The organism is Paraburkholderia sp. D15 (genome assembly GCF_029910215.1).
GTDB lineage: Bacteria > Pseudomonadota > Gammaproteobacteria > Burkholderiales > Burkholderiaceae > Paraburkholderia.
Genome location: NZ_CP110395.1, coordinates 221620 through 239922 on the forward strand (window position 1 = coordinate 221620; position 18303 = coordinate 239922).

Annotated in this window: 19 protein-coding genes and 1 tRNA gene; 13 read left to right on the top strand and 7 right to left on the bottom strand. The window is 60.3% G+C overall.

The window, feature by feature from the left end; genetic code table 11:
• The first annotated feature begins 16 nt into the window (after positions 1-16).
• Entirely contained in the window at positions 17-322 is a 306-nt protein-coding gene (locus LFL96_RS00870) for an H-NS histone family protein (protein ID WP_280997040.1), read from the top strand.
• Between the two features lie 9 nt (positions 323-331).
• Here LFL96_RS00870 and LFL96_RS00875 read toward each other — a convergent pair whose 3' ends face one another.
• Positions 332-598 (bottom strand): hypothetical protein, encoded by a 267-nt coding sequence (locus LFL96_RS00875; RefSeq protein ID WP_280997041.1) that lies wholly within the window; start codon positions 596-598, stop codon positions 332-334.
• A gap of 24 nt (positions 599-622) precedes the next feature.
• Between LFL96_RS00875 and LFL96_RS00880 the strand changes: the two genes are divergently transcribed.
• Positions 623-1870, top strand: a complete 1248-nt coding sequence (locus tag LFL96_RS00880; RefSeq protein ID WP_280997042.1) for a cation diffusion facilitator family transporter — start codon at positions 623-625, stop codon at positions 1868-1870.
• Between the two features lie 41 nt (positions 1871-1911).
• On the opposite strand, the gene LFL96_RS00885 is transcribed toward LFL96_RS00880, so the two are convergent.
• The 3 genes from LFL96_RS00885 to LFL96_RS00895 form a co-directional block, all read right to left on the bottom strand.
• Positions 1912-2370 (bottom strand): Lrp/AsnC family transcriptional regulator, encoded by a 459-nt coding sequence (locus tag LFL96_RS00885; protein ID WP_280997043.1) that lies wholly within the window; start codon positions 2368-2370, stop codon positions 1912-1914.
• 90 nt (positions 2371-2460) lie between these two features.
• Positions 2461-3087, bottom strand: a complete 627-nt coding sequence (locus tag LFL96_RS00890) for an exonuclease (RefSeq protein ID WP_280997044.1) — start codon at positions 3085-3087, stop codon at positions 2461-2463.
• Positions 3084-3728: an MBL fold metallo-hydrolase gene (locus LFL96_RS00895; RefSeq protein WP_280997045.1), complete on the bottom strand. Its 645-nt coding sequence runs from the start codon at positions 3726-3728 to the stop codon at positions 3084-3086. Before LFL96_RS00895 ends, LFL96_RS00890 begins: the two co-directional genes overlap by 4 nt.
• A 608-nt stretch (positions 3729-4336) precedes the next feature.
• Here LFL96_RS00895 and LFL96_RS00900 point away from each other — a divergent pair.
• Positions 4337-4969 (top strand): septal ring lytic transglycosylase RlpA family protein, encoded by a 633-nt coding sequence (locus LFL96_RS00900; RefSeq protein ID WP_280997046.1) that lies wholly within the window; start codon positions 4337-4339, stop codon positions 4967-4969.
• A gap of 6 nt (positions 4970-4975) precedes the next feature.
• Here LFL96_RS00900 and LFL96_RS00905 read toward each other — a convergent pair whose 3' ends face one another.
• Together LFL96_RS00905 and rsmI are read right to left on the bottom strand one after the other, a co-directional pair.
• A complete protein-coding gene (locus LFL96_RS00905) occupies positions 4976-6343 on the bottom strand; it encodes a Fic family protein (protein ID WP_280997047.1) in 1368 nt (455 codons plus the stop codon).
• 169 nt (positions 6344-6512) lie between these two features.
• The gene (gene rsmI / locus LFL96_RS00910; protein WP_280997048.1) at positions 6513-7391 is read right to left on the bottom strand and encodes a 16S rRNA (cytidine(1402)-2'-O)-methyltransferase; all 879 of its coding nucleotides are present in this window, start codon (positions 7389-7391) and stop codon (positions 6513-6515) included.
• Here rsmI and LFL96_RS00915 point away from each other — a divergent pair.
• The 9 genes from LFL96_RS00915 to LFL96_RS00955 all read left to right on the top strand — a co-directional run bounded on the left by LFL96_RS00915 (position 7390) and on the right by LFL96_RS00955 (position 15116).
• Positions 7390-7902 carry a YraN family protein gene (locus tag LFL96_RS00915; RefSeq protein WP_280997049.1) on the top strand — a complete coding sequence of 171 codons (513 nt, stop codon included), beginning with the start codon at positions 7390-7392 and terminating at the stop codon, positions 7900-7902. The genes rsmI and LFL96_RS00915 overlap by 2 nt on opposite strands.
• Before the next feature lie 238 nt (positions 7903-8140).
• Entirely contained in the window at positions 8141-8728 is a 588-nt protein-coding gene (locus LFL96_RS00920) for a phosphoheptose isomerase (RefSeq protein WP_280997050.1), read from the top strand.
• Positions 8729-8753: 25 nt separating this feature from the next.
• Positions 8754-9554: a BON domain-containing protein gene (locus LFL96_RS00925; protein ID WP_280997051.1), complete on the top strand. Its 801-nt coding sequence runs from the start codon at positions 8754-8756 to the stop codon at positions 9552-9554.
• Positions 9551-9925 carry a c-type cytochrome gene (locus LFL96_RS00930; protein ID WP_280997052.1) on the top strand — a complete coding sequence of 125 codons (375 nt, stop codon included), beginning with the start codon at positions 9551-9553 and terminating at the stop codon, positions 9923-9925. Before LFL96_RS00925 ends, LFL96_RS00930 begins: the two co-directional genes overlap by 4 nt.
• A gap of 101 nt (positions 9926-10026) precedes the next feature.
• Positions 10027-10102: transfer RNA gene (locus tag LFL96_RS00935), tRNA-Ala, on the top strand.
• A gap of 449 nt (positions 10103-10551) precedes the next feature.
• Positions 10552-11475, top strand: a complete 924-nt coding sequence (locus LFL96_RS00940) for a hypothetical protein (RefSeq protein ID WP_280997053.1) — start codon at positions 10552-10554, stop codon at positions 11473-11475.
• Positions 11476-11932: 457 nt separating this feature from the next.
• Complete coding sequence (locus tag LFL96_RS00945) at positions 11933-12301, top strand: hypothetical protein (protein WP_280997054.1); 369 nt, start codon at positions 11933-11935, stop codon at positions 12299-12301.
• A 311-nt stretch (positions 12302-12612) separates the two neighbouring features.
• On the top strand, positions 12613-13710 hold the full coding sequence (locus tag LFL96_RS00950; protein WP_280997055.1) for a DUF3987 domain-containing protein: 1098 nt from the start codon (positions 12613-12615) through the stop codon (positions 13708-13710).
• Between the two features lie 71 nt (positions 13711-13781).
• Positions 13782-15116, top strand: a complete 1335-nt coding sequence (locus tag LFL96_RS00955; protein ID WP_280997056.1) for a hypothetical protein — start codon at positions 13782-13784, stop codon at positions 15114-15116.
• Positions 15117-15728: 612 nt separating this feature from the next.
• On the opposite strand, the gene LFL96_RS00960 is transcribed toward LFL96_RS00955, so the two are convergent.
• On the bottom strand, positions 15729-16442 hold the full coding sequence (locus LFL96_RS00960; RefSeq protein ID WP_280997057.1) for a MobA/MobL family protein: 714 nt from the start codon (positions 16440-16442) through the stop codon (positions 15729-15731).
• Positions 16443-16949: 507 nt separating this feature from the next.
• Between LFL96_RS00960 and LFL96_RS00965 the strand changes: the two genes are divergently transcribed.
• Positions 16950-17789, top strand: a complete 840-nt coding sequence (locus LFL96_RS00965; RefSeq protein WP_280997058.1) for a hypothetical protein — start codon at positions 16950-16952, stop codon at positions 17787-17789.
• Positions 17790-18303 lie beyond the last annotated feature (514 nt).

Here is an 18303-nt window from a genome sequence, read left to right on the forward strand (position 1 = left end):
AACCACAAGGGAACCTATGTCTTCCTACAAGGAACTACTCGCACAGCGCGAGAAGCTTGAAAAGCAGATCGAAGAAGCGAAGTCGCGTGAATACGCTGAAGTGTTGAATGAGATCAAGCAGAAAATGGCCGATTACGGCATTACGCTGGCTGAACTCGGCGGTGGCCGTGCTGCAAAGGGCGGCGCTAAAGTCGGTCGTCCGCGCGCAGGCGTCGCACCGAAATACCGCGACCCGGATAGCGGCAGCACGTGGTCCGGCCGTGGCAAACCGCCGCGTTGGATCGCAGGTCTGGATCGTGAGAAGTTTCTGATCCAGAAGTAATCCGGTAGGTCAGGCGCTAATACCGTCCGGTCTATACATATTACGAATGGCATGGATCCGCTGCGCGTATAGCGCGCTGCGTCGATCGACAAAAAACCGCGTACCGGTCTGGGCGCGGTTTTTTATTGGCGCTTGAAAGAGACGTGTGTTTTGTCGCAAGCGCTTCAGCGGAACCAGAACGCGAATGCTTTTCGTTTTCATAAGCGGCTGATTTGAAAGGTTTTTTTCGAAGGCATTCGCGCGATTTTTGCGATGGCCTGGGTAGAATGCGCGCATTGGCTTCCTCTTCGTGCGTCTCTCATGCCTTCCGCCGCCACTGTCCAGTCCGCTGAAAAACATCGCATTGCGCGCAAAACGACCTTTGTCAGTATTGCGCTCAATACGGTGCTGATGGCGCTGCAAATCGTCGTCGGCGTGGTCGCGCATTCTCAGGCGCTGGTTGCCGACGGCGTCCATTCCCTCGCCGATCTGATTTCCGATTTTGTCGTGCTGATTGCCAATCGGCATAGCGGCGCGAAGCCCGATGCCGATCACAATTACGGACATAGCCGCTATGAAACGGTAGCGTCTTTATTTCTCGGCGGTCTGCTGATTTCCGTCGGTGTCGGCATGTTGTGGCGCGCCGGCACGCGTCTCGCCGATTTGCAGAGCATTCCGGCCGTGCATTTGAGCGCGCTCGGCGTCGCGGTGCTGGTGCTGATTTCCAAGGAAAGCCTGTTCCGCTACATGCTGCGCGAAGCGCAACGCGTGCGCTCCGCCATGCTGATCGCCAATGCGTGGCACGCGCGTTCCGATGCGGCGTCCTCGCTGGTGGTCGCGATCGGGATTATCGGGAGTCTGGCGGGCGTGCGCCTGCTCGATCCGATCGCCGCGGCGATCGTCGGCTTCATGGTCGCGCGGATGGGTTGGACGTTCGGCTGGGACGCGCTGCAAGACCTGTCCGATCGCGCACTCGACGAAACCGCCACCGCCGACATGCGCGCGCTGCTGCTCTCCACGCCCGGCGTGCGCGATGTGCACGAGATGCGCACGCGCAAGATGGGCGACTTCGCGCTGGTCGACGCGCATATCCTGGTCGATCCGCTGATCTCGGTATCGGAGGGGCATTTCATCGCCGAGTCGGCGCGCGTGCGCGTGCTGACCGACAGCCGCGTGCTCGATGCGCTGATTCACGTCGATCCGGAAAACGATGCGCTTGCACATCCGCCGGTCGATCTGCCGGATCGTGAGCGCGTCGTCGCGGACGTGGACGCGGCGCTCGCCGCGATCGACGTGAAGGCGTCCACAATCAATATGCACTACCTGAGCACAGGGCTCGGTGTCGACATTGTCCTGCCGGCACGGAACGCGAACGGGGAAGCACTTGATTTCGCCCGCATCGATCTCGACGCCTTGAAGCGCCGCCTCGGCGCCCGCAAGCTGAACGTGTTACAGGAAGTGCCGTCGCGGCAGGAACCAGGCGGCGCATCAAATGAAAACGGCGGCATCGCTGCCGCCGTTCCAGTCCACACCTCAGTCCACACGAATGAGCCGCACGGCGCGACCTGAAGCCGCGTGGTCGGCAGCCTTGGCCCGGTGCGCGAAACGGATTAAAGCGGCAATTGCGTGTCGAACTTGATCTCGCGCAGCACGACGCTCGTGCGGACCTGCGCGACGGCGGGAATCTTGAAGATGCGTTCGTGCAGAAAGCTGTCGTACGCCTTGATGTCCGGCGCGACGATCTTGAGGATGTAGTCCGATTCGCCGGTCGTGCTGTAGCACTCGGTGACTTCGGGGCAGGTGGCGATTTCGCGCTCGAAGGCCTCGACGCCGCCCTCGGTGTGACGCGTGAGATGGATATGCGCCAGCGCGCACACGTGCAGGCCGAGCTTCTCGCGATCGAGCAGCGCCGTATAGCGCTGGATCACCCCCGATTGCTCCATGTCCTTGATGCGCCGCCAGCAGGGCGTGCTCGACAGGCCGACCTGATCGGAGATTTCTTGCACGGAGCGGCGTGCGTCCAGCTGCAGCAGGCGCAGGATTTTTTGTGAGAACGTATCGAGTGTCAACTGCGCCTCCGTTAGCGTCGCCGTATCAACGCATGGTAGAGGGCGCGAAAACGAAACGCAATGTAAAACGGCCTCGACGAGGGAGATTCCCTAATTTGCCGGTTTCTCGGCGGCGTTTTGCCCTGAGTCGTCCCCATCTTTCGCGGTCGCCAGCCAAGCCTGATCGGCCCGCAGATCCTTCAGCATGTTGCAGAACAGCGCGCCCTGTTCGATTGCGTCGTCGAGCGCGACGTGGGTGTGCGGATGCTCGTCGAACCAGTGCTTCGGAAAGCGCGGCTTGATGTTCTTGCGATACGGCAGACCGGTCATCGCGAATGCGAGCGTCTTGATGTCCAGCGCCGACCACGAAAACGGGCAGCGGCCGACAAAACGCATCATGTACCAGAACATGTAGGTGAAGTCGAAGCCGGCCGGCATCGCGACGAACACCGGCTTGCCCGGCAGCGCCTCGACCCAGTCCACATAGGCGGTCAATGCGGCGGCCGGGTCCTGCAGGTCCTGGCGACAGGCGGCCCACGCCTCGGGCTGCGTCTTCCACCACGCCTCCTGCACCGGATGCGGCTTCGCGCCGTCGAGCAGTTCGAGATTCGCCGAGAAGGTGGCGATCAGCGTCTTGTCTTCCGTGTACGCGGCGGACGCGAAGCTGAGCATCGAATGCGGGCCGGGAATCGGGCCGTCCGCTTCGACGTCGGTGCTCACATAGATTTCGCCGCTCATGCGCTGACTCCGTCCGCGACGTACGGGTTGCTGCGACGCTCCGCGCCGAACGTCGACGTCGGTCCGTGGCCTGGCACGAAGGTGACGTCGTCACCGAGTGGCCAGAGTTTTTCGCGGATGGAGCGCACCAGGTCCGCGTGATTGCCGCGCGGAAAGTCCGTGCGGCCGATCGAGCCGGCGAACAGCACGTCGCCGACCAGCGCGAGCCGGTGCGCGCGGCTGAAGAACACCACGTGGCCCGGCGTGTGGCCGGGGCAGTGATAGACCTCCAGGGTTTCGTCGCCGAAACGCACTGTGTCGCCGTCGTCCAGCCAGCGGTCCGGCTCGAATGCCTCGGCGGCGGGAAAGCCGAAGCGCGTGCTTTGATCCGGCAGCTTGTCGAGCCAGAAGCGCTCGTCCGGATGCGGACCTTCGATCGGCACGCCGTAGTGCGTCGCGAGCGTCTTCGCGCCGGCGCAGTGATCGATGTGGCCATGCGTCAGGAATACTTTTTCGACCGTCACCTGCTGACGCGCGATTTCGCCCTGGATGATGTCCAGGTCGCCGCCCGGATCGACGACGGCCGCGCGTCCGGTGACCTCGCAAACGAGCAGCGAGCTGTTCTGCTGGAACGGCGTGACGGGGATCAAGGTGACTTTCATGGATGACGGCGCCGCTGGAAAAACGTTGATTGTACCGGCCTGCGACGCACGACCGCCGATGGCCCGAAAGCCCCGCCGCAGCGGGCTTTTGGCCGCTCATTTTTGCAGCAGGTGTGAAAATTCATCAAGCTTTTCAGTCGCTTGCCGTCCCAAAATTTTGTTTTGGGTATAATGCGGCCTATGCATAGGGAACTGTGCATGCCACAAGGCGATGCGTCCCCATCAAAAATGGGCACGCGGATCGCCACTCAAGTTTGGGCTGTCGCAGGGTTGGACAGCCATCAAGTATCGATGCTTTCGATGCACACGTCTTGCCCAGCCAGGCGCCGCGCGCCTGCTACGGATCGAACTTCCGTGACGCTGGGTGGGGCCTACGCCGCCGTTCCTGTGCGCTGAGTTTGCGCGTGCAAGAACGTGTTTGCCACGTTCGATGGCGGCATGTGGGGTCTGGTCAGGCTGCCGGGGACAGGTTGCGCCAGACGTGAAAATTAACCGTGCGGTAGCGGCTGAGTGAGCCGCATCCGGGCTTCGACGTACTGCGCTTATTGGCGCGGCGCGTTGTCGTCCCTTGCCGCCGGAGTCGCAGGCAACACGCTCAACTTCGCGTGATGCGGCTCGACAATGTGATTGCACGTCTTATGAAAACTCGGTTATCCCGTAGTCTGGGGACTCTTTTTGCCTTTTTTGTGCTGGCCGGCTGTGCCACGCCTCCGGGCGCCACGAACACGTCCGCAAACGACGTGCCGCGCAGCACGAAAGCCGCGCAGGCAGGCACCTTCGGGCCACAAGCCTTCGGTAGCGCGCCGGCCTCCGGCGCGGCGGCGCAAGGCTCGTCGCTGGCTGACGCCAAGCCTTTGACGGACGATGGTTCGGACGTTTCGGACTTTCATCAAACCGGTCGCGCGTCGTGGTACGGCCGCGGCTTCCATGGCCGCCGCACCGCCAACGGCGAACGCTACGACATGCACGCCATGACCGCCGCGCATCGCACGTTGCCGCTCGGCTCGTACGTGCGCGTGACCAATCCGGCGACGTCGCGCTCGGTGGTCGTGCGGATCAACGATCGCGGTCCGTATGCACGCGGCCGGGTGATCGACCTGTCGATGGCCGCCGCGAGCGCGCTCGACATGCGCCATGCGGGCACCGCGCGCGTGAAGATCGAAGGCTTGACGCAGCAGGAAGCGCGCGCCGAGATGAACGAGACGCTGGCGTCGAATTCGGGGGCGGGGAACGAGAAGTGAGATTGCCTAGATCGGCCGGTTAGCGTCGATCCAGGCCTGCGTCGCGGTCATGGTCAGTCTGTACCGCGCGCAATTGAATACCTCCAGCTTTTTCAATTCGTCGAGCAACATAGCCTCGAATCCCGGGACGACGTTCTCGGTCAATCCCAGTTCTTCCATGGCGGCTCGCGTAGATCGCCGGTCACGCACGACGAGGCCCACCGCCTCGGTCAAATGCTCTCTGTATCGCAGTCTGAGTGGATTGGGCGCCCCCATCGACTCCAGCACAACGACATACTTCTTGAGTGAGCGCCGGTAGGTCCACGTAAACAGATCCACGGCTCGCGAAACATCCAGGAACTCGTAGACACCAAGCATCGCTTGCGCGTAGTCGTGCGGATCCACGTCGAGAAATGACAGGGGTGAACAGTTGTAGAGCATCAAGGGAATGTTGGCTGCAAGGCGGCTGGTTCGCTTGTTGCCGTCCTCGAAGGGTTGCAGATACGCCAGATTGACCCACAGAAAAAAAGCGGCCTCGATTGGATTCTTGATGAGCCGTGATTTGGCCACGATCGAGTCCAGCATTTCCTCGAGCACGGTTGGGACTTGGGTCGGCACATAGACAGTGTCAGTGATGTTGACCAGCTTCTTGCGGATGACGCCCAATGCCTCCGTGTCGGCGAGAAGGTCCTGCATCAGCACGGCATGCAGGTTTCGGACAAGCGCCGTCGAGAGGCCCTGAAGCGGCACCGCGTCGACCAGAAACTCGATGGCCGTTTTGTGGTTGAGCAGCATGACCGCGTCGATATCGTCGCCGGCGGTTCCGCGCTTGAAAAGATCCTCTGTTGCCAGCAAGGTGTACCGATTGCCTTCCAGCCGCGAGGACGACCACGACAGGTCGATCAGCAACTGCTCCAGCACGTTGCGCGCGTAGGTTCCTGCAGGCTGCTGCTCGCGCAGACGTCCTTCGCGGTAAAGCGTGTCGGCCAGTTCCGGTGGCATGAGCCAACTCACGTTCGGCACGTAGTTCTCGACGAATTCTCGCTGGTAGGTCACTGGATCGCGCGCGGCAAGAGGCATGTCGAGCTTGCGGCCGAGTTCAATGGACGCTGCGGACCATGGTGGATGAACGACAGTGTTTGGCTCTTGCCCCGTGACCGTTAGCGTGGCAGCTGGCGTCAGGTCTTCGGCTTCGACCAGACGATAGCGTGTCGCTCGCGCCAAACCGCTTCGCGTGAGTAGTCCGCTGGCGCACAGGGCGTCTAGATGGCGCCGGACGGTGGCGGAACTGCCTTGCGTGGCGTGAATGACATCCGTGGATGAAACCTCCGATTGGCCCGCTTGAGCGAGTTGCCGGACGGCCTCGAGGATGGATGATTGACTGATTCTGCTCATTTATCTGCCCAGAATCTGCTCGAATGTGAGCAGATTTTGTTTTTCATGAGCAAATAGTAGGCTTTTTGAGCAGATTGATCAAATTTGAGCAGATAGTGGCCAGATTTGAAGACAGGCGCCACGTGCGAATTGAGCTACGACGGCAAGGTCGCGTTTTTGTCCGTTCGTATTACTTCCCATCCTGCTTCAACGCCAACGCCCGCGAATACAGCGCGTTGCGCGACACCCCGGTGATCGACGCCGCGACCTTCGCCGCGCTGCTCACCGTCAACTCTTCCAGCAGGATCTCCAGCAGCGCGTCGTGATCGTGTTCGCCGGCGGCTTCCGGCTGCGCGCCTTCCACGACCAGCACGAATTCGCCGCGTTGACGGTTCGCGTCGGCGGCGAGCCATGCTGGCGCTTCGGCCAGGGTGTGTTGAGCCAGTGCTTCATGTAACTTTGTCAGCTCCCGCGCGATCAGCAGACGGCGCTCGCCGCCGAATGCATCGGCCAGTGCCTGCACCGTTTCGACGATCCGGTGCGGAGCTTCGTAGAACACCATCGCGTGAGGATGGCGCGCGAGCGCCTGCAGCGCGGCGGCGCGCGCCTTCGGCTTGGGCGGCAGAAAGCCGAGGAACGAGAACGTCGCGACCCAGTCGCCGGCTGCGCTCAATGCCGTCGCGAGCGCGCTCGCGCCGGGCAGCGGGATGACCGGATAGCCTGCCTCGCGCACCGCGTCGACGAGCTTCGCGCCGGGGTCCGAGATGCCGGGCGTGCCCGCGTCCGATACATAGGCCACGCGCTCGCCGGCTTGCAGATGCTCGATCAGCCGCTGCGCCGCCGCGCGTTCGTTGTGCTGATGCACCGCGACGAGCGGCTTGGAGATGCCGTAGCGCGCGAGCAGCTGGCCGGTGTTGCGCGTGTCTTCGGCCGCGATGCGATCCACCAGTCCGAGCACATGCAACGCGCGCAGTGTGATGTCGGCGATGTTGCCGATCGGCGTGGCCACCACATACAGCGCGGCGGCGGGGTACTGCTGCCCTTGCGCGAATTCGGAGAGAGGAGTCATGAGACAGAAGACGCAGACGGACGGAATGAGGCCGACATTGTGCCACGCAGGACAAGGCGGGCTTCGGGGAGGGGGCGCTTGCGGGTCCGGCGCCGGTCATCGTGCCGGCAATCCCCGCCCATCCCGCCACAACTTTTCAGGACCAGCCGGGTCCAAAGTCGTCGGCTCGATTTTCGAAACGCGCGCGCTGGAGTTTTTGCAGCGGCAGCGGCTACGCTTCGTCGCACGCAACGTCGTGTGCCGCGGCGGCGAGATCGATCTGGTGATGCGCGACCGTGACGGCTCGATCGTGTTCGTCGAAGTCCGCGCGCGTCAGGGGCGCAGCCATGGCGGCGCGGCGGCGAGCATCGGCTGGCACAAGCGGCAGCGGATCGTGCGCGCGGCGCGGCACTATCTGGCGACGCGCGGCCAAGGTTCGCGCGACCAGCCCGCGTGCCGCTTCGACGTGATCGCGTTCGAAGCCGGCCGCCTCGTCTGGTTGCGCGACGCGTTCCGGGCCGACGAAGTCTGACGCCCGCGCGGACAACGTCCGTGAGTGCGATAAACTTGCGCTCGCGTGCGGGCCACGGGGCGACGCCGACGACGCGGGACGTGGTGCACGAAACGCACAGCGCGATGCATGGGCGTTCGCGCTGCACGTTCCCGGCGAGATTCACTGGCGCGGCCCGATTTCGCAATACAACTTCGCAATACGACTTCACAACACGGCCGCCCGGTGCGGCTCATTCGCGGTAGAAGATAGAGACTCGATGTCAGTCGAACGCATTCAACAACACTTCCGCGACAGCGCGGCAGTCAAACTCGAAGCCTTGGAAACACTGTCGATGCCGATCGCCGCCGCGATCGACACGATGTTTGGCGCGCTTGCCAACGGCAATCGCATTCTCGCGTGCGGCAACGGCGGCTCGGCTGCCGATGCGCAACATTTCGCCGCCGAGCTGATCGGCCGGTTCGAACGCGAGCGGCCGGGCTTGCCGGCCATTGCATTGACCACCGACACGTCCGTGCTGACCGCGATCGCCAACGACTATTCGTTCGAACAGATTTTTTCGAAGCAGGTGTGGGCGCTCGGCCAGCCGGGCGACGTGCTGCTGGCCATTACCACGTCGGGCAATTCCGCCAACGTGCTGGCCGCGATCGAAGCCGCGCACGAGCGCGAAATGATCGTGATCGCGCTGACCGGCAAGGGCGGCGGACGCATGCAGGAAGTATTGAGCGATACCGACATCCACGTGTGCGTGCCGTCCGATCGCACCGCGCGTATCCAGGAAGTGCATTTGCTGACCATCCATTGTCTGTGCGACGGCGTCGATGCCATGTTGCTGGGCGAAGACTGAGACTGATCCGAAGGAGAGCTGGTTGATGAGCGTATTCCGCGTCAAGAAGACACTGGTGAGAACCGTGCTGGTGGTTGGGTTCGCGGCGGGGCTGTCCGCGACGTTGCAGGGGTGCTTCCTCGCCGTTGCGGGCGCGGCGGGCGGCGGCGCGCTGGTGGCGACCGACCGGCGCACGCTCGGCGCGCAGACGGAGGATCGCGAGTTGCAGGTGAAGGCGCTCTCGCAGATCAGCCAGAACCTGCCGGACAACGCGCACGTGAACGTGGCGGTGTTCAATCGTCGCGTGCTGCTGACCGGCGAGGTGGCGGGCGATGTGTCGAAGCAGCGGGCGGAGTCGATCGTGCGTGGGCTGAACAACGTCAATACGATCGTCAACGAGCTGGCGATCATGCCTGCGAGTTCGTTCTCGTCGCGCACCAACGATACCTATCTGGAGACGCGCGTGAAGACCGCGCTGATCGCCGAGAAGAACATTTCGGCGAACAACTTCAAGGTGGTGGCCGAGCGTGGTTCGGTGTACCTGATGGGCCTCGTCACGATGGACGAAGGCAATCGCGGCGCCGACGTCGCGAGCCGCGTGCCGGGCGTGGTGCAGGTCGTGAAGGTGTTCCAGTACATCCAGCCGCAGGAAGCGGCGGCCGCTGCTGCCGCGGCGGCGACTGCGCCGACGGCGCCGGCCGCTTCGCAGCCGGATGCGAGTGCGCCGACGGTGGGCGCGATTCCGGATTCGTCGGTGAGCTCGCGGCCGCTCGATCAGCAGGCGCCGGCGCCGGTCAGCAATTCGAACTCGGTGCATCCGGGCAATCCCGCGGCGACGACGCCATGAAGCGCGGCGTGATCGTTTTCGCGTCGGTGCTGGCGGGCGCGGTGCTGGGGATGTTTGTATCGACGGCGCATGCTGCGGATGCTGGGGCTGGGGCTACTGCGACGGATGCGGGGCGTGGGCAGGCCATTGCCAATGCGAACGCCTGCATGGGGTGTCATGCGGTGGACCGGAAGCTGGTCGGGCCGTCGTTCCAGCAGATCGCCGCGAAGTATAAGGGCGATGCGCAGGCGCCTGCGAAGCTCGCCAGTAAGGTGAAGAATGGCGGGTCCGGCGTGTGGGGCATGATCCCGATGCCGGCGCATCAGTCGATGAGCGATGCGGATATCCGGACGGTGGTGGATTGGGTGTTGAAGGGGGCGCCGGGGAAGTGAGCGGTGGTGAGTTGCCTTTTTTGACTCTCGTCGTCTTCTGGTTGTCGTAGGGGCGGGCTTGGCAAAACGGAAAATCCTTGTGCTAGAATCGTCAGCACGTTGGGGGGGTAGCTCAGCTGGGAGAGCGTCGCGTTCGCAATGCGAAGGTCGGGAGTTCGATCCTCCTCCTCTCCACCAGGAATATCAAAGGGTTACAGGTGATTTGCCTGTAACCCTTTTTTGTTTCTGTGGGTCATGTAAGCGCTGTGTAACCGGATTTGGTCGACATCGATCAATCTCGTTCCGCGTGGTGACTGGGGCACCCATTCTTCGCTTCTTCGGAGTAGAACCGGATTGCAGCAGCGTTCACTAGCAGAAGACCAGCGCCCGGGCGTCCTGCACCGCAAACGAATAGCAGTGAACTCGGCGAGGTCTGCCTCATGCTGTTTCACGGCCGCTGCTGAGGACTTTTTCCAGGGTATCAAACCACGAACGTGTGCGTACGAACTGCGTCACATATTTCAAAATCAACAAACCGCAACGGGGCTATGGCGCACGACCAATCACCAAGCGACCTAACTGTGGACGGCCGAACACAGCACGGGAACACCGCTGCCACGCGGCAGCCTTATGCCCCACCGGCACCTATGCCCTTAAGAAGCAACAGAAGAGCCAAAGTCGATTTTTTATCACTATCCAGCGTACTGGATGTGATAGCTCGCTGCATCGTGATTTGCGACGACGAACTGGACGGCAGTCCAAACACCAGTCGCATTGAGGACGGGCCAACCGCATATTTGAGGATGCTCGAAACGGGCGCAATCAAGCAATGTTACCGAGCGTCCCGAGCGGCAGCCATTTTAGGCTTGAGTCTTTCCAACGCGCCCGCTGATCGGCGGCCACGGTGGTTCGACATCGCTGTGGCTAGGGGCGAGCCATGGCAAAGCGATGTGGTATCCGTCGAGGGATACAACGTTCTTGCTGAGAACGCGAGATGGGAGCACTCCCACAAGCACGAACTGCGGCGGTTCGACCAGACTGCTGGCTCGCGTTGGTCAATCGACGAAACAGGGTTCCTGCCGGCCAAGGCACGTTTAGCCGATGTGCCGCTGGTGCCACGCATGCGTCAGATAGGTTTCGATCGCGCTGAAATACTCGAGTTTCTGCTCACTGAGCACATCCCAAATACTCTCGCCGTTCCGCTCCCGGAGCGGGAAGCGCCCGTGTTGCAATCAGAAGACGGCACGGCAACTGCAACTGCGGATTGTGGATCAAATCGACCGAACGCGCGGCAGGCTAGCCGGGAGCTTGCTCACCCACTAAAAAAACTCATTAACCAAGCCATTGTGGATATAGGGGGAGATCGTACTGACGTCAATGCCGTTTGGAGTCGGCTGGTCGAGATGGCTCAAAGTAGGCCGCCGCCGAAGCCTATGCGCAAGTTCGTCGAGAAGGAAGGCATCGAGTACATATCAGGCGAGTCGACAAAATTCTTCAAGCACGACTCGCTGCGCAAACAGTTGATCCCCTCCGCTCGCGGAAAAAAAAAGAAGGCGGCGGCTAGGGCGTAGCCGCCCGTTGATCGGCACCCTGCCCGTTTCCGCCCGCTGACGCCGCTTTCCGCCCGAACTCTGGAGCGGGCGGGGACTCCGAACTACGCTTGCATCCAATCGATCGACACGGAGTTGCGAGTTGCGGGATAGATTGATGTCATCCTGCCTCCCAACTCCGAGCGACGAGAAACATTCGTTCGTCAATCCACTGGAGGCAATATGTCCCAACCCCTCTCTGTTTCCGCCCTCGATCGTTACCTCACGACTGAAGAACTCGCGGGTTTCGTCGCGTGCAAGGCACCGTCCATCCGCAAACGCTATAGCCAGACGGGCAGCTACCACGGAGTCCGGCCAATTAAGTTGAGGAATCGCCGTCTGCTCTGGCCGATGGATTCGATCGAGCAACTTGTAGCATGTGCCGGCGGTAGGATCGCGGTACACGCTGAATCCCCGGATGCGGCGTGAGGAGGCGACTATGGCCAAGATCACCACTGCGGAGCCAGCGAAGGTCGACGTCGACGCTATAAAAAAGGCGATTCGCGAACTCGAATCTCCAAGGGCCAAGCGCGAACGCGAGCGTGTGGCCTTATTTTCGGAGCTCTACCCGGACCTCCGCGATCAGCTCAAGGCGGACGTTTCCAAAACAGCGATCATCAAGAAGCTGGTTGACCACGGCGTGTCGATGAGCAACCTGATATTCGAGGAATTGCTGGAAGCTGAGGCGCTGCGCCGGGGTGAGCCGGTACCGGGAAAAGGCGACAAGGCTGGTGAGGACTTACCGGCGTCCGATAACGCTCCGCCGGATGCGCCACAGGCCGGCACGAAGGTGGAGGTGGCGACGTGATTAATCCCCTCGCCTATCCAACAGGCGGGGGCCTCATGCCCTCGTCAAGTTTCGGCTCGCAGTCACGCCCGATTGGCTATCTGCCGGCAGGCTACTATCCGCCTTCGTTACCGCAAGCTATCAGTGCTTTAACGCCGAGCCTGTACCGTGCGGCATGCGAATGTCATTCGATATACGGACCCGGCTACGGAGCCGTTCTGGCTAACTTGCTCGGCAAGGTGTCTTTCGCGGTCTCGTGCAATTTTCGTGTTTGCGATCGCAATGGCAGATCAATACCGCTAATTTTGCATATTCGGTTCGCCGGTGCACGCTTGAGCGGCAAGTCCGAGGCTCACGTGCGATTCAATGCGCCTATCGTCGCGGCGATGAAGGGCTGGAGGAGGCGTTGGCTGTTCGACAACGTGTTGCCTCCGACATTGCTGCGCAAGATACGCACTGGTTCGGTTCTGACCTTACTCAGTATGGCGGAAGGGCGCGGCCATCTGGGAGGTCCGCTCGGTCGCTCATTTCAGGATCTGAGTGACCTGTATGACAGCAATATGCCGTCGTTTGATCGTGCGAATGACGACGATGACGATCTCGTGGAGCACGCTCTGGACAGCGCTATTCTCGTCAAGTGTGTGAACGTACAGGACGATGCACATCGCGAATGGCTCGACAAGTACGGGCAGAGCGCCATTGCTTCGGGCTACCTGTTTCGCCTGCTCATGATGGAGAGCAACGAGCTCGCCGTTGAGGGCGCCGACGAGCAGCAAACGGAATTCGAGCTGCTCGACTACGATCAGCGCATCGCTGAGTTGATCGAGAGTGGCCTGAACAAGCTCAAGCACATGCCAGTAAACAGGCTCCCGGAAATCAAGGTTGAATCCGCCGCTGAACAGATCCTGCGGCAAAGTCAGAAGCGCTTCGAGTTCATGGCGAGCGCAGTTCTGCCGGAGCGTGACGCGATCGTGTTCGCAGTACGTCTGGCAGCTAACGCGCGTCGGATCGCCGGATGCATGCACGTGTTCGAGGGTTATGAGGGTACTGTATCGCCCGAGACGATGGCGCGCGCCGTGACAATCGCGGAGCATTTCGGGGCGTGCTGGCTCGCAACGATGTTTCCGTCGAAGCCGATGCCCGATGCTGTGCAACGTGGACAGCGCCTCTTGGATACCCTCCACAATTGGGCTCGTCAAGCGGGAATGTGGGCGCCGAACTGGAGAGAGGCCGACGTCGTTGCCACTGCGCCAAACTTCGGCTGGAGCAAGTCAGAAATGAAGGCGGCGATTACGTGGATATGCGGGCAGGGTTTCGCCCGGGTCGTGCCGCGCACTGAAAATGGTCGCCGAGTCATCAAGCTCGAGCTGATCTCCAACACCGTCGCGCTTCAGCCAGTCAGGCAGGCTTGGATGCCACACCACTTCTGACATCCTCTCAGACCTCGTCCGCCGTGGGGCGGACGGGGCATTCGCACGCCGAGCAATACGGGTGCTCTGTTTTGAAACGCATCACCGGACGCTACAACGCCGTCATGAATACAACGAAACCAGCAATTACTATCACTCCAGAACTCCTCGCTGGGATTGGACAGGAAATCGGCCGTAACTTCGACTTCAGAGTCAATCCTGATGGCAGCGGATCCTTCGTAGATGGCCCGGCGATTGCCCTTCTGGCGTTGCTCGATCAAATCGTCCGGTTGTCCCTTGAAACGTCGCTTCCACCTTTTCATATCAGCCGGAGGACGGTTAAGGGGCATGGTGGACCTGACTGGCGGCATGGGGAGCTTAGGCATGTCGAGTTGAAGACTGCCACCCCGAATCTGCGTTCGCCTGCCTCTGCGGAATTGGCCGCCCTTTTGCAGACTCTCAATAGTAGCGGCGCGGCACTTGGCCCTTTCGATCCGATGGCAAGCCGGCTGCAATACGCGCCGCATATTGGCTTGTTGCTGGACGTATTTCTAGCTCACCACATGAGCGCTTGCCAGGGCCACAAACGCAATGAGCCCGTAGGCGACACTGGCCTGATCAAGGCAGAGATCGATAACGATTTCGTAGCCCGGTTTCGTCAGTCAATGCTTGAGAGGAAACTGCTCCGGCGTGAACGGCACAACTGGAATCTTGGCAGTCGCGAGAACGCTGGGACTCTCACGGCTTATCTGCACGATCTGTTCGTGAAGCATGACAGCGTCACCGTGCTGCATCTGCGTTTGTTCCATACCAGGGAGCGGGCCAGCCTTCTCTCCGCATCGGCGCAGGACCAGCATCTTGACCTGCTTGCACTTCGGACCTGCCGGGCAAAGTTTTTCGACCGCATGAGGCGCAAGCCAGCGCTATTCACCGACGAGCCCGGGTACGCTTGGGCCATCCTGCCGTCGTTGACGGGAGGGTACGACCTGCACCTCACACTGCTGTTTGATACCGCTGCTTTACAGAAGATGCTGGACGACAGAAGGGTGGAAGCCGAACACACTGGAGCGGTCTTGGAAGATCACGCAGACCAGGTCGGTGAGTATTGGGTGAAGGGCGCAACCGGAGGGCGGGGAAGCTATCTTCGAGGCGATCGGAACCCCTGGCTTTATGGCCCGGACTGGGTACATGGCAAGGTTCGTGCCGATGACCGAGTGCGGCTCGGAAAGCTCACGGAAATGCTCAGCTATCTGGCGATGCGCCGTGCGCTGGTGCGCCTGAAAAACGAGCCCGCAGGGGTGTATTTCAGGACGCCAGACCGCAAGGCGCGACCCTTACGCCGTCCAAGCAAGACGGTCCAAAAGGAGCGCCAGAGCCGCGCGCCCGCACTGGGACTACACTCGAAAATCGGTATCCAAAATACCTAACCTATTGATTTTATTGAGTCGCTGATTTCGGCGGGTTCGGGCGGCGGGTGCCAGACTTCCCTCACGGTGTTGACCATCACTGCACGCTTCCTGTGCCGACTGCGCAAAATTTTTGAAGAATCGTCTGCGAGAAAACTTCGGAACAAACATGATCGCGTCCTCGCGCGCGCTATAAAACTTTAACGCTTAATCCCGGAGGAAAGTCGCGCGTAGATTTCTGTCTGCCTTGGGCGGTGGTGCACGGCATGCTGTCAGTGTAGTCGACATTGTCCGCCGTCCTAGAAACGCGGCCGGGTCGCTTACGAACTGGATGATCGACGCCAGTACGATTGAGCGTATGGAGCGACAAGTGTCGCGCTTAAGGATCGATCCTCTGTTCCTCGTGCGGCGATGCATCATCATCGGTTTCCTGCGCCCGATCCCTTTGAGGCTCTTCGGTTCAAGACCCTGCATGCGGACGCGCGTTCTGTTGTGGCACGCAGTCTTCGGCCAGCCAGCGAAAACAATGAGATGCGATGTGAAATTGCTTCCGGCGCATCATCCTGACCGGCAGGCATAGCCTGCCGCCTTGTTCGCGCTCTATCCGGGGTAGTCGTCGACAGCGTGTCATCGTTACGCAAATTGCTGCCGGTGTGCGTTGTAGTGCTCGCGATCTTCCTTCGACATGGCGCGAATCCGGGCTTGACCCATGTGGCGTTCCGGCGGCCGGTCGATGCCTTGGTCCTTGAGCGTTCGATGATCGACGCGCGTCGTGTGACCGTACTTCTCCAGCGCAGCGTTTTGCAGGTCAGCGCATTTCTTTCGCGTCGCAATCAGTTCGTCGCGGAGTTCCATCCGGTTCTTCCCGCCGCTGCTCTTTTTGCGGCCACCGTGTTCCGGATGCGTCGGGTTGTAGCGTCGGAATGTCTGCTCGGGTGATCTCTCGATACCATCATCTTCACGATCGGAATACATCAGGTGCATGTGTGTGTTCGTGCCGTGTCCGAGCGCAGCTTTCGGCGCATGGATCGCATATTGAAACGGCTTGTTGCCCACCAGTCCGGATACCAGTTGATTGACCAACTCTTGTTGCTGATCGTGCGTAAGTTCGTCGGGCAGAGCGATTTCGTGTTCGCGGTATACGGCGCCATTGGCGCGTTCGTATTTGTCGCCAGTCCTCCAGAACTCAGATGCATCATGTCGTGCCCAGTTCGGCATGTTGCCGTGACCGGAGGCGATCAGATCTTCCTTGCGGTTGGTGTGCTTGCCCTTTCTCGAGATGTATGCGCTGTGATCCGTTGCCGAACCCTTCTTGCCGCTCTTGATCGTGTGGTGAAAGCTTGCCATAGTGTGACTACCCTTTCTCTTGCGTGAATGAAAGGCCAGCGAAGCACGCTTCGCTGGCTATGTCTGAGATGGGTAGGTCAATCGGATTTCTGCATTCTTTGGTAGAAAGGTTAAGTGCGCGTCCTTTATTCCCCCTCTCTTTGCTCATGACTCGGGAGATCTTCTATCGATGCACTACACGCTTCTGTTCTACCAGTGACTTCCTACCTCCGTGACTACTCACCTCACATCATGAGAGGTGAAGTAAAAAAATATTCGCAGTAGTACAGGAGATGTTCGCGCTCGACTGAAAGCGTGGTACCGAGAGATATGCGGTGACTGCGGCCATGCAACGAGGATCTAGACCATGAAGTCGACACATTGTCGATGGCAGGTGAGCAATCTCGGCAAGGTAGCCATAGCGAAGCTCGGAAAAGCTACACTGGAGTCGTTTAAATCGTGCGAGGCATCGATGGGCATCAAAATGTCGGCGACTTTGTATGTGGTTCCACGGGCGGGTGACTGACGATGGCATTGCCTTCTTTCGATAGTGGGTGGAAAGACAGCGGGCGGACCAAGCCCCGCATTTATGTGCTAGAGATTCGGGATTGCGAGAAGCTCGGAAGCGAACTCGTTGCATGGCTGCTTATTGAGCGGCAAGAAAACTATCGACGGGATGCCTACGATGATTCCATTTGCGAGGCATCGATCCGTCTGTCTTACCAACGCGTTTTGCCGAAGTATTCTCGCCATGCAGATAGCAAGGGCTACTTCTCTGGAGGATACTCAAGAGGTTTCGGCGATGGCTCAGTGATTTCATTGACCTCGGAGTCCACTGCCAAGGGGGCTGTGTTTCTCGATCTTCCTGGCCTGAAAGGGCATCGGATCGGCACCTACCTCATGAACGAGATAGTTACCTGGGCGAAGCAGTGGGCCGATGCGCGGGTCCTTTCTGTTGAGTTGCTTGCGGGTCAAGCTGACGAAGAAAACAAGTCGAGGCGCAATCGCTTTTATGAGCAGTTTGGCCTTGTATTCGATTACCGTGATCCGGACCGGCGTGAAGGACTGTCCAAGCCGATGTTGGCTGCTGAGTTGATCAAAGTCGACACCTGGAAACAGAACATTTGCGAGCGAGATGTCCGCGAGTACCTTGGCGAGGTTTTATACGAGCGGGAGCGGGATGGGTTTGAACTCTTGCAGCGTGGACGAGCCAACAAGGATCTTTTGGATGAGATCAAGCGGGCTGAGGCGCGTCCTATGCGCTGGGCATTGCGGCGCTTGCTGTGGCGATTTATCCCATCATTCGGCCAAGTAGCGATACTGCTGGGTCTTGTCGCCGTTGTGTGGTTAGGCCTCAAATCAAGATAGGCAATCAAGAGGACAGGCGAAAACGTGGCGATCCTGCAAGGTGGGCCGAGACATATGGCCGTGAAGAAATCCAAAGAGTAAAGTCGGGCCGGCGTGGCCAACGTGCATGCCATCGCAACGGTAGCGAAGGGGCAGCATCCGGCTGCGTTCCAGCAATAACGGCCGCCTGTACTGGTGTCTTTTCGACACAATGACAGCCTGAACGAGCGATCACCCGGTGAAGCGCAGTCTCATCGCGGGTGGTTTGTAGTGGGCGAGAGGATTTCGGGCGTGAAGGTGCTGGTGGTTTGCGGGAGCGATCTACTAAACGATCAGCTAGATAGCTGACGCGATAGTTCATGAGATCCCGTATTGTGGTCGTTCGATGTTCAGCGGATTTTACTCGGGAGTGTGCTTTGACCTTCGTAAAGCGCGGCAAAGGCGCTACGCTAGAATGTGGGCGGTGCTATTGCAAGAAATGAAACTGAGTGGCGCCGATGAGTAGCGTACGCCGGCAAAGCCAACGACGAATAGG

Bases quoted from the DNA above. Each gene is read 5' to 3' on its own strand.
- LFL96_RS00915 (WP_280997049.1), top strand. From the start codon at position 7,390: ATGAGACAGAAGACGCAGACGGACGGAATGAGGCCGACATTGTGCCAC.
- LFL96_RS00890 (WP_280997044.1), bottom strand. From the start codon at position 3,087: ATGAGCGGCGAAATCTATGTGAGCACCGACGTCGAAGCGGACGGCCCG.
- LFL96_RS00940 (WP_280997053.1), top strand. From the start codon at position 10,552: ATGCCCTTAAGAAGCAACAGAAGAGCCAAAGTCGATTTTTTATCACTA.
- LFL96_RS00900 (WP_280997046.1), top strand. From the start codon at position 4,337: ATGCGGCTCGACAATGTGATTGCACGTCTTATGAAAACTCGGTTATCC.
- LFL96_RS00870 (WP_280997040.1), top strand. From the start codon at position 17: ATGTCTTCCTACAAGGAACTACTCGCACAGCGCGAGAAGCTTGAAAAG.
- LFL96_RS00960 (WP_280997057.1), bottom strand. From the start codon at position 16,442: ATGGCAAGCTTTCACCACACGATCAAGAGCGGCAAGAAGGGTTCGGCA.
- LFL96_RS00965 (WP_280997058.1), top strand. From the start codon at position 16,950: ATGGCATTGCCTTCTTTCGATAGTGGGTGGAAAGACAGCGGGCGGACC.
- LFL96_RS00925 (WP_280997051.1), top strand. From the start codon at position 8,754: ATGAGCGTATTCCGCGTCAAGAAGACACTGGTGAGAACCGTGCTGGTG.
- rsmI (WP_280997048.1), bottom strand. From the start codon at position 7,391: ATGACTCCTCTCTCCGAATTCGCGCAAGGGCAGCAGTACCCCGCCGCC.
- LFL96_RS00920 (WP_280997050.1), top strand. From the start codon at position 8,141: ATGTCAGTCGAACGCATTCAACAACACTTCCGCGACAGCGCGGCAGTC.
- LFL96_RS00875 (WP_280997041.1), bottom strand. From the start codon at position 598: ATGCGCGCATTCTACCCAGGCCATCGCAAAAATCGCGCGAATGCCTTC.
- LFL96_RS00895 (WP_280997045.1), bottom strand. From the start codon at position 3,728: ATGAAAGTCACCTTGATCCCCGTCACGCCGTTCCAGCAGAACAGCTCG.
- LFL96_RS00905 (WP_280997047.1), bottom strand. From the start codon at position 6,343: ATGAGCAGAATCAGTCAATCATCCATCCTCGAGGCCGTCCGGCAACTC.
- LFL96_RS00880 (WP_280997042.1), top strand. From the start codon at position 623: ATGCCTTCCGCCGCCACTGTCCAGTCCGCTGAAAAACATCGCATTGCG.
- LFL96_RS00945 (WP_280997054.1), top strand. From the start codon at position 11,933: ATGGCCAAGATCACCACTGCGGAGCCAGCGAAGGTCGACGTCGACGCT.
- LFL96_RS00930 (WP_280997052.1), top strand. From the start codon at position 9,551: ATGAAGCGCGGCGTGATCGTTTTCGCGTCGGTGCTGGCGGGCGCGGTG.